Consider the following 9,245-nt stretch of genomic DNA (forward strand, 5'->3'; position numbering starts at 1 on the left):
TAAACATTTTCCTGTCCTCCTCGGACCAGCTCTTATAGTCCAGCAGTTGGTCTGCTTGGCTGATAGCTCGCTCTGGTTCTTGGGTAAAGGGTTTATTCCCAAAAAACTCCAACCACGGTTTGCGAACCTCGTCTTTGCTGGTTTCTCTGTATTTTTTAGTTCCAAGAACGCTATTACTAGTGATGGTCTTATAAGAGTGCCTCAAATTCAGAGACCGTCATACCTAATTGCTCGCTAGCTACCTTCGAAGTCAGAAGACCTTGATGAACTAGATTTACTAAACCTACTTTTAATCCCTCTTTGATTCCCTCAGCTCGACCACGTTCAATACCACGCTCTAAGCCTTTTTCTTCGGCTTGTTCCAAGGCATAGTCCTGTGCTAACAAGGCTTGTTCCTCACGCCTGCGTTGTTCACTAAACATTTTCCTGTCCTCCTCGGACCAGCTCTTGTAGTCCAGCAGTTGGTCTGCTTGACTGATGACTCGCTCAGGTTCTTGGGTAAAGGGTTTATTCCCAAAAAACTCCAACCAGGGCTTGCGAATCTCGTCTTTGCTGGTTTCTCTGTATTTTTTTAATTCCAAGAATGCTATCTTGACTAGATAGTTTTCTTGTCCATTTTTTGTAATTGTTAAAGCCTCACCTGTCGTGTCCTCGCGCATACTAAAGCTATGAAAAGCCAAATCATCCGAGAAGTAATTACTATCTACGATAGCAATAGCATAAACAGGTGCGATGTGTTTATAACTCTGGTGTGTATCACCTTCTCGTTGGCGAATTTTTTCTAGGTTTTGATTGACCTGACTGCACAGGTAAGCCCACAGGCGATTGATGAAAAAATTCTGATGATGCACCTGAATTTCAATGATCACTTGGGTGCCATTGTCCAACTCCGCCAAAACATCTATACTGGTATAGAAATCCTGCGCCGAGTAAGGTATGGAAGGCAAGACGTGAATATTGCTTCCCTCCAAAATGGTTACATTTTTGGCTGGTAAGTCCAACATATCGCGAATAAATTGACAAGTGATTTCTGGATTGCTAAAGATTTTCTTAGCAACTAAGTCATTGGTCGGGCTAATGCCCGGATGTCTGAGAATCATCCTTTTCCTCCTTTTATTATACCACAGTCTTATACTCAATGAAAATCAAAGAGCAAACTAGGAAACTTGCCGCAGGCTGTACTTGAGTAAGGTAAGGTGATGTTAACGTGGTTTGAATTTGATTTTCGAAGAGTATTAAATCTAGTTTTACTAGATTCACTGACTCTATCTATTTATTCGCAAAAGAGACGAAAAAAACCTGAGAATTATCTCAGGCTTGGTCATTAAATCTTTTTCTCAATACTGAAAAGTGGAGAAAGTGGGCGTTTTTCATGGATACGCACAATAGCATCCCCTAGGAGATGAGCGATTGAAATCTGCTCAATCTTATCAATCAAACGCTCTTCTGGCAGATAGATGGTATCCAAAACAACCAATTTCTTAATAGCTGAATTTTGGATATTGTCCATAGCAGGACCAGAAAGAACTGGGTGCGTACAGCTTGCATAGACTTCAACAGCACCAGCTTCTGCAAGGGCATCTGCCGCATGACAAATCGTTCCAGCAGTATCAATCATATCATCAATCAAGATACAAGTCTTACCTTCGACCTTACCGATGATGTTCATGACTTCACTGGTATTCATCTTATCAACGCTACGACGTTTATCAATGATAGCGATAGATGTTTTCAAAAATTCTGCCAACTTACGGGCACGAGTCACCCCTCCATGGTCTGGGCTGACAACCACATAGTCAGAACCAACCATGCCACGACGCTCAAAATAATCCGCAATCAGAGGAGCTCCCATCAAATGATCCACAGGAATATCAAAGAACCCTTGAATCTGCGCAGCATGCAAGTCGATGGTTAACAAACGATCTACTCCAGCTACTTCAAGCATATTTGCGACAAGTTTTGAAGTGATTGGCTCACGCGCTCTCGCCTTTCTATCCTGACGTGCATACCCATAGTAAGGCATGACAACATTGACAGATTCTGCACTCGCACGCTTCAAAGCATCTACCATAATCAAAATTTCAAGCAGATTGTCATTTACAGGCGAGCTAGTTGATTGTAGGATAAAGACGTGTTTCCCACGAATTGATTCTTCGATGTTGACCTGAATCTCTCCATCTGAAAATTGGCGAACACTTGATTTCCCCAACTCTATCCCAATCTCCTGCGCTACACGTTTTGCCAATTCTTGATTAGAAGAAAGGGCAAACAGCTTTAAATCAGAAAAAGACATGATTTCCTCCGGTATATATGTATCGCTTGTGCTTTTCACAAGATTTTTCCATTTACCATTGTAGCGCTTTTTGCACTATTTTTCAATCAAAAATAAAAGAAGGGCACCATATTTGTACCCTTGCATCATTCTTTTAAAAAATATTCTAGTTCATCAACTCATTGTGTTTCTCAACAAAACGATAAGCCTGATAAAAACCATAGAGAGTAATAGCCGTAACCACTGGAATCGCTAAAGGCAACTCTGTCTCCAATTCAACAAAAGGAGAATTAAACAAGAAGTGAGTTCCCAAGGCTAAACCTAGGAAAATAAGCCCCTGTTTCTTGCCAACCTTCTGACCTTTATAGGCTCTGTAAAGCAAGTAAACACCTACTACAGCCAGACCTGAAAAAGTCCAGTGAGAGGCAATTCCTGAGATGATACGCTCTAAAATTCTCGAAATAGTAAAGTCAAATCCCTCTGGCAAATCCGTACGAATATAGCCAATATCCTCAATCATTTGAAATCCCAAACCAGAAGCAATCCCTAGTAAAAACAAAGATTTTAATTTTCGCACAGGAATCAAAGCTAAAACAAAGACAAGTGGTAACAATTTCAAGGGTTCTTCTACCAAAGGAGCCACAATCGCACTTTCAAAGGCATTTAAAAATGCACTATCTGGGAAAAGAACGCCCAGTAAATCATGAATATAGGTATTAGCAAAGCTAGACAACCAGCCTGAAAGGAACATCCCACCCAATAAAGACAGAATCAAGGCCTTCTTTGGCAATTCCCATTTTTTCCCAATATGGAAAAGGAAATAAAGAGCCGGAATCATGTAAAAGAGAGCTAGAAAGATAGAAACTCCCATTAGTCCATATTCCGCAGCTGACATCGAACCATCCGTATAGTAGATGGTTTCATACTGCAAACCAATACATAGCAATAAAATAAAAATAAATAAAATACTGTTTTTCTTCATACACTTTCTTTCTAAATGAAGTATTTATAATTCTACGACTATCATACTTCCTGTATCCACATCGTAAATGGCACCAGAGATAATGACATCATCTGGTATTAAGGGAGACTCGATAAGGAGTTGCATATCCTCGCGCACACTCTCCTCTATATCTTGGAAGGGCAAGAAGTCTTGGTCTGACACATCGACACCTAGTTCCTCTTTCAGATACTCCTGAAAAGGACCATTTTCAAAAGTCTGAGCACCACAGTCTGTATGGTGCAATACCACAATCTCTCTTGTCCCCATTTGTTGCTGGGAAATAACTAGCGAACGAATCATGTCCTCAGTCACTCGGCCACCTGCATTCCGCAAGATATGAGCATCCCCAAGTGCCAAACCTAAAGCTTGCGCAACGTGCAGACGTGAGTCCATACAGGTCACAATGGCTACTCTAGTTTTAGGTTTAAGTGGCAGATTTAACTGCCCATGTAGGGCAACATAAGCCTGATTGGCTTGCATAAACTGTTCAAAATACGACACGATTCCCTCCTTGAAAATTTGATAGTCAAATATTTCTCCTATCTTATCATTTTTAAGAGGATTTGTCACAGATTAAGCAAAAACCTTTTTCAAAACTTCCTGAATTGTTGTCACCCCAATGACCTGAATTTCCTTGGGCGGAGTGATTCCTGTCAAGGAATTCTTTGGTACATAAATCTTAGTAAAGCCCAGTTTAGCAGCTTCATTGATACGTTGCTCGATACGGTTCACACGCCGAATTTCTCCAGTCAAGCCCAATTCTCCCACAAAACATTCCTGAGGATTAGTTGGCTTGTCTTTATAACTCGAAGCAATGGCAACTGCAACGGCCAAGTCAATGGCAGGTTCATCCAATTTGACACCGCCAGCAGATTTAAGATAAGCATCCTGATTTTGCAAGAGGAGACCTGCCCGTTTTTCCAAAACAGCCATAATCAAGCTAGCACGATTAAAATCAAGTCCTGTCGTTGTACGCTTAGCATTTCCAAACATGGTCGGTGTTACTAAGGCCTGAACCTCCGCCAAAATCGGACGCGTCCCTTCCATGGTCACAACGATTGATGAACCAGTTGCTCCATCCAAACGCTCTTCTAGGAAAACTTGACTCGGATTGAGTACCTCAACCAATCCGCCCGACTGCATCTCAAAAATCCCAATCTCATTAGTGGAGCCAAAACGGTTTTTGACCGCTCTTAAAATACGGAAGGTATGGTGGCGCTCCCCTTCAAAGTAAAGCACCGTATCCACCATATGCTCCAACATACGCGGACCAGCCAAGGTTCCTTCCTTGGTTACATGCCCTACGATAAAGATAGCAATATTATTGGTCTTGGCCAGTTGCATGAGCTCAGCCGTCACCTCACGCACTTGAGAAACAGACCCCTGCACTCCTGAAATCTCAGGAGACATAATAGTCTGAATGGAGTCGATGATGAGGAAGTCTGGTTGGATGCGCTCCACCTCAGCTCGAACACTCTGCATATTGGTCTCTGCATAGAGATAAAACTCGCTATCAATATCACCCAAACGCTCTGCTCGTAGCTTAATCTGCTGGGCAGACTCCTCCCCGCTGACGTAGAGAACCGTCCCCACTTGAGACAGCTGTGTTGAAACTTGTAGGAGAAGAGTCGATTTCCCGATTCCAGGATCCCCACCGATGAGGACAAGACTTCCCGGTACCACTCCGCCTCCAAGTACACGGTTGAATTCCTCCATCTCCGTCTTGGTTCGATTGACGTTGATTGAAGTCACCTCAGCCAGTTTCATGGGCTTGGTTTTCTCCCCTGTCAAGGACACACGCGCATTCTTGACCTCGGCAACCTCAACCTCTTCTACAAAAGAAGACCAAGACCCACAGTTGGGGCAACGCCCCAGATATTTAGGTGAATTATACCCACAATTTTGACATACAAATGTCGCTTTTTTCTTTGCGATGATAAACCTCTTTCTATATTTCTAACTCACACTCAATCACTTGGCAAAAATCAATCTTCTCATTTGTCACAAACTGACGCATGAGCATGTTGTGAGTTACCACTATCACGGTCTGGTAATCTCGATACTTAGCCATGCATTCTAGAAAACGAGACTTCATCTTCGCAGCTGTCTCATATTGAATAGGACTATTAGGAAGTAACTCCCCATTATTTTCTAGAAATATAGCACGAGCTTTTTCAAAATTATCTGTGCCACTTTCATAGACCTGCCACTCATGCAATAATGGTTCCACTCTCAAAGGAAGTCCAGTAACACAAGCCACATAAGAAGCCGTTTCTAAAGCTCTTGTGACTGCAGAAGATACGATTATTTCAGCTGAAGGGAGTAAAGGATTGGTGCTCAATTTCTGGACTTGCTGCCGTCCCTTATCAGACAAGGGTGCCAAATCTATCCCAAATCCCGTATAAGAACGCTCCTCTAACTCACGATAATCTGGCTCCCCGTGACGCACAAAGATAATCTTCATCCTAGTGCCCTGTCGATCCAAATCCACCAGTTCGAACGCCATCAGCCATATCTCCATCTGCAATTAAGAAAGGAGCAAAGACAGCCTGGACAACACGTTCTCCAACTTCAAGAACAACCTCTTGGTCTGTGATATTCTTCATCTGAGCAAAAATATGCCCTTCATTCCCAGGATTGCCATAATAATCCCCATCAATGACCCCAACTGAATTAATTAAAACCAAGCCCTTCTTACGAGGGTTTGAAGAACGATCATAAAGGTAAAGAACCTCAGTCGGTTGCATATAAGCCTTAACCCCTGTCGGAACCAAGACAATCTCTCCTGGCGCAATAACCGTACGTACAGCAACCTTTAAATCGTAACCAGCCGCATGCGCTGTCTCACGCTTGGGCAATAAATTTTTATCTGTAAAAGTCGAAACCAATTCAAAACCACGAATTTTCATCATCTTCTCTTTTCTATTATCATTTATTCTAGATTATTCTATCTTATTTATTCGGAAAAAGCACGAAAAAAAGAGCACACAATTCAAATCGCTTAGGGCTGCTGGATTCCTCCCCTGACCCGCTTCACGCAGAACTGTTGCTCCACTATTTATTATATCACATTCCTATTCATTTTAAAAGCAAAATTATTTTTTCCGTCTATTTCTAAAAAAGTCCTGCATAATAGCTGCGCATTCATCTTCCAAAATTCCCGTTTCAACTTCCACACGATGATTGAGACGCTCATCTGTTAAGATATCGTACAAACTCCCAGCAGCGCCAAATTTCTGGTTTTTAGCCCCATAGACCACGTTTGGAATACGGGCGAGGCCAATCGCCCCACTACACATGACACACGGCTCAATGGTCACAAAAAGCGTGCAATCAAGCAAGCGCCAGCTCTCCTCACTCAGATTCGCATTCTCTATGGCCATAATTTCCGCATGCATAACCGCTCGCTGCAGTTCCTCACGCGCATTATGGCCACGGCCAATGATTTCTCCGTCCTTGACAATCACACAACCAATTGGAATTTCATCGTGTTCAAGAGCAATCTCAGCTTCTCTCAAAGCTTCCCTCATAAAGACTTCTTTTTCTTCAACTGTATAATTCATCAATTTCCCTTTTACTACTTATCGATTTTATTATTATATCATGAATCCCAAGACAAAAAAAGCCACCGAATGCGGTGACTTTATAGGGAGATTATTATGAAAAAGAAAAGTTTAGGATATTTGTTACAACAAGTTAGGAGGTCTTCTTGTAACTGTATATAGTATACCCGACCTATCTTAAACAAATCTTAAAAATCTCTTAGGACCAAACACTTTCTAAAATATTTGTTTGTTCACGACCAGGACCTACTGAGAAAGTAGAAATACGAACGCCAACCAATTCACTCACACGACGAACATAGTTACGCGCATTCTCAGGAAGATCTTCCAAATTACGAACTCCGGTAATATCTTCTGACCAACCTGGCAACTCTTCATAGATAGGCTTGCAACGTTTCAATTGCTCAAGACTAGCTGGATAGTAATCAATACGTTGGCCATCAAGATCATAGGCCACACAGATTTTCACTGTATCTAAACCACTCAAAACATCGATAGAGTTCAATGAAAGGTTAGTAATACCAGAAACGCGACGGCTATGGCGCATCACAACTGAATCAAACCATCCCACACGACGTGGACGACCAGTTGTTGTACCATATTCATGACCGACTTCACGGATACGTTCTCCCACTTCATCAAACAACTCAGTTGGGAAAGGACCGTCTCCAACACGACTCGTATAGGCTTTACATACACCAACAACCTTGTCAATCTTACTCGGACCAACACCAGAACCAATCGTAACACCACCAGCTACAGGGTTTGATGACGTAACAAATGGATACGTACCTTGGTCGATATCTAGCATAACACCTTGTGCACCTTCAAAAAGCACACGTTTACCGTTATCAAGCGCATCATTCAAAATAACAGATGTATCTGTCACATATTTCTTGATTTGTTGACCATATTCGTAATATTCTTCAAAAATATCATCGAAAGAAATCGCTTTACTGTCATACAATTTTTCAAAAAGACGATTCTTTTCAGCAAGGTTACGTTCTAAACGCTCACGGAAAATGTCTTTATCCAAAAGATCCGCGATACGAATTCCCACACGAGCAGCTTTGTCCATATAAGCTGGACCGATTCCCTTGATTGTAGTACCAATCTTATTGTCGCCCTTAGCTTCTTCTTGCAAACGATCTAACTCGATATGATAAGGCAAAATGACATGCGCGCGATCAGAAATACGCAAGTTATCAGTTGTAACACCTTCCTCATGAAGATAGCTCAACTCTTTCACAAGAGATTTAGGATTTACAACCATACCATTCCCAATAACAGAGATTTTTTCAGGGAAGAAAATCCCAGATGGAATCAAGTGCAATTTAAACTTCTTGCCATCAATCACAATCGTGTGACCTGCATTATCACCACCTTGGTAACGCGCAATCACTTCTGCATTCGCTGAAAGGAAGTCTGTAATCTTCCCTTTACCTTCATCACCCCATTGGGTACCTACAACAACAACTGAAGTCATAATCTTGTCTGAGCCCTCAGGCTCTTCCTTTCTCACATACATGGCAGGACTCTCACCTGCAATTATATCTTACAATTTATTATAAGAAAAAATCGCCTTTTTATCAAGAAGAAACAATAGAAAGATTTGCTATTTCCAACTATTAAAAAATGTTTTAGAAAAAATTCCGGCTATTTATCATTATTTTTCCACAAAAAGTAAAAGTTGTTCGGAAATTAACTCATACTGTCTCATCAAGCAACAAAACCCTGTTTCATTATCAATTTTTCAAGATACAAACGATAAGCAACACGATAATGGTAAACAATAAAATCCCGATGACTCACAATACGATATCGGACAAGATAATAAATCAAAAACTTAAAATGAACATGTTCCCAATCAAAATTATCACCCAAGAACATACCATACTCTTCTTCAATATTTCTATAAAAATCCATCATCTGATCATAAATACTTTGTAGCATAAATATATACTCCTTTTCTTTTTATGACCTTATTCTAACAAAAAATTATAAACAGTTATTATAAAATCCTGAATTGCTCAAATACCAACCTCAAAAAGATAACAAATAGGAAAAGTTGACAGAATAGGAACAAATATACTACCTAAATTTCAAAAACTAAGATAATGGAAGCGGAAGGATGCGAACCCCTCGAAGGATCATATTTACAGTCCGCAACGTTTAGCCTCTTCGCTACCCTCAATTAAAGTACTAAAAAGATCTCCTTGATCGAAAACGGAGGGCTCTGAAACTTTACTCAGCAAAAATATCTCACACCAAATAACACTAAATAGATTATTAATTACAAAAAAAGAGGCCTAAACCTCTTTTTTCTTAACTACTCCGCCAGTAGGACTCGAACCTACGACATCATGATTAACAGTCATGCGCTACTACCAACTGAGCTATGGCGGAT

The 9,245-nt window shown here is 41.0% G+C and carries 10 protein-coding genes, 1 tRNA gene, 1 other RNA gene and 1 pseudogene; all 13 read right to left on the reverse strand.

What is annotated here, in order from left to right:
• Positions 1 to 205 (reverse strand): annotated as a pseudogene (locus tag HMPREF2764_RS10190) (hypothetical protein); the annotation flags it as partial.
• Positions 189 to 1,100, reverse strand: coding sequence for an Rpn family recombination-promoting nuclease/putative transposase (locus HMPREF2764_RS06670; protein WP_070528252.1), 912 nt, complete (start codon positions 1,098 to 1,100; stop codon positions 189 to 191). The pseudogene HMPREF2764_RS10190 and the gene HMPREF2764_RS06670, both read right to left, overlap by 17 nt.
• Positions 1,101 to 1,324: 224 nt before the next feature.
• Entirely contained in the window at positions 1,325 to 2,293 is a 969-nt protein-coding gene (locus tag HMPREF2764_RS06675) for a ribose-phosphate diphosphokinase (RefSeq protein ID WP_000010168.1), read from the reverse strand.
• Positions 2,294 to 2,438: 145 nt separating this feature from the next.
• Complete coding sequence (locus HMPREF2764_RS06680) at positions 2,439 to 3,254, reverse strand: PrsW family intramembrane metalloprotease (protein ID WP_070528255.1); 816 nt, start codon at positions 3,252 to 3,254, stop codon at positions 2,439 to 2,441.
• A gap of 24 nt (positions 3,255 to 3,278) precedes the next feature.
• The gene (locus HMPREF2764_RS06685) at positions 3,279 to 3,776 is read right to left on the reverse strand and encodes a beta-class carbonic anhydrase (RefSeq protein WP_070528259.1); all 498 of its coding nucleotides are present in this window, start codon (positions 3,774 to 3,776) and stop codon (positions 3,279 to 3,281) included.
• 72 nt (positions 3,777 to 3,848) lie between these two features.
• Positions 3,849 to 5,210: a DNA repair protein RadA gene (gene radA / locus HMPREF2764_RS06690; RefSeq protein WP_077804517.1), complete on the reverse strand. Its 1,362-nt coding sequence runs from the start codon at positions 5,208 to 5,210 to the stop codon at positions 3,849 to 3,851.
• Positions 5,211 to 5,223: 13 nt separating this feature from the next.
• On the reverse strand, positions 5,224 to 5,781 hold the full coding sequence (locus HMPREF2764_RS06695) for a histidine phosphatase family protein (RefSeq protein ID WP_186821164.1): 558 nt from the start codon (positions 5,779 to 5,781) through the stop codon (positions 5,224 to 5,226).
• A complete protein-coding gene (locus HMPREF2764_RS06700; protein WP_020903279.1) occupies positions 5,741 to 6,184 on the reverse strand; it encodes a dUTP diphosphatase in 444 nt (147 codons plus the stop codon). The genes HMPREF2764_RS06695 and HMPREF2764_RS06700 overlap by 41 nt, the downstream gene beginning before the upstream one ends.
• Before the next feature lie 56 nt (positions 6,185 to 6,240).
• An RNA gene (gene ffs, locus HMPREF2764_RS06705) (signal recognition particle sRNA small type) lies at positions 6,241 to 6,338 on the reverse strand.
• A 32-nt stretch (positions 6,339 to 6,370) separates the two neighbouring features.
• Positions 6,371 to 6,838 (reverse strand): tRNA adenosine(34) deaminase TadA, encoded by a 468-nt coding sequence (tadA, locus tag HMPREF2764_RS06710; protein WP_001110112.1) that lies wholly within the window; start codon positions 6,836 to 6,838, stop codon positions 6,371 to 6,373.
• 199 nt (positions 6,839 to 7,037) lie between these two features.
• Positions 7,038 to 8,324 (reverse strand): adenylosuccinate synthase, encoded by a 1,287-nt coding sequence (locus tag HMPREF2764_RS06715; RefSeq protein WP_004257634.1) that lies wholly within the window; start codon positions 8,322 to 8,324, stop codon positions 7,038 to 7,040.
• A gap of 233 nt (positions 8,325 to 8,557) precedes the next feature.
• Entirely contained in the window at positions 8,558 to 8,791 is a 234-nt protein-coding gene (gene comW, locus HMPREF2764_RS06720; RefSeq protein WP_000941923.1) for a sigma(X)-activator ComW, read from the reverse strand.
• A 379-nt stretch (positions 8,792 to 9,170) separates the two neighbouring features.
• A tRNA-Asn gene (locus HMPREF2764_RS06725) sits at positions 9,171 to 9,244 on the reverse strand.
• Position 9,245 lies beyond the last annotated feature (1 nt).

This window comes from Streptococcus sp. HMSC073F11 (assembly GCF_001810785.1).
GTDB lineage: Bacteria > Bacillota > Bacilli > Lactobacillales > Streptococcaceae > Streptococcus.

Bases quoted from the DNA above. Each gene is read 5' to 3' on its own strand.
- HMPREF2764_RS06670 (WP_070528252.1), bottom strand. From the start codon at position 1,100: ATGATTCTCAGACATCCGGGCATTAGCCCGACCAATGACTTAGTTGCT.
- HMPREF2764_RS06675 (WP_000010168.1), bottom strand. From the start codon at position 2,293: ATGTCTTTTTCTGATTTAAAGCTGTTTGCCCTTTCTTCTAATCAAGAA.
- HMPREF2764_RS06680 (WP_070528255.1), bottom strand. From the start codon at position 3,254: ATGAAGAAAAACAGTATTTTATTTATTTTTATTTTATTGCTATGTATT.
- HMPREF2764_RS06695 (WP_186821164.1), bottom strand. From the start codon at position 5,781: ATGGCGTTCGAACTGGTGGATTTGGATCGACAGGGCACTAGGATGAAG.
- HMPREF2764_RS06700 (WP_020903279.1), bottom strand. From the start codon at position 6,184: ATGAAAATTCGTGGTTTTGAATTGGTTTCGACTTTTACAGATAAAAAT.
- tadA (WP_001110112.1), bottom strand. From the start codon at position 6,838: ATGAATTATACAGTTGAAGAAAAAGAAGTCTTTATGAGGGAAGCTTTG.
- HMPREF2764_RS06715 (WP_004257634.1), bottom strand. From the start codon at position 8,324: ATGACTTCAGTTGTTGTTGTAGGTACCCAATGGGGTGATGAAGGTAAA.
- comW (WP_000941923.1), bottom strand. From the start codon at position 8,791: ATGCTACAAAGTATTTATGATCAGATGATGGATTTTTATAGAAATATT.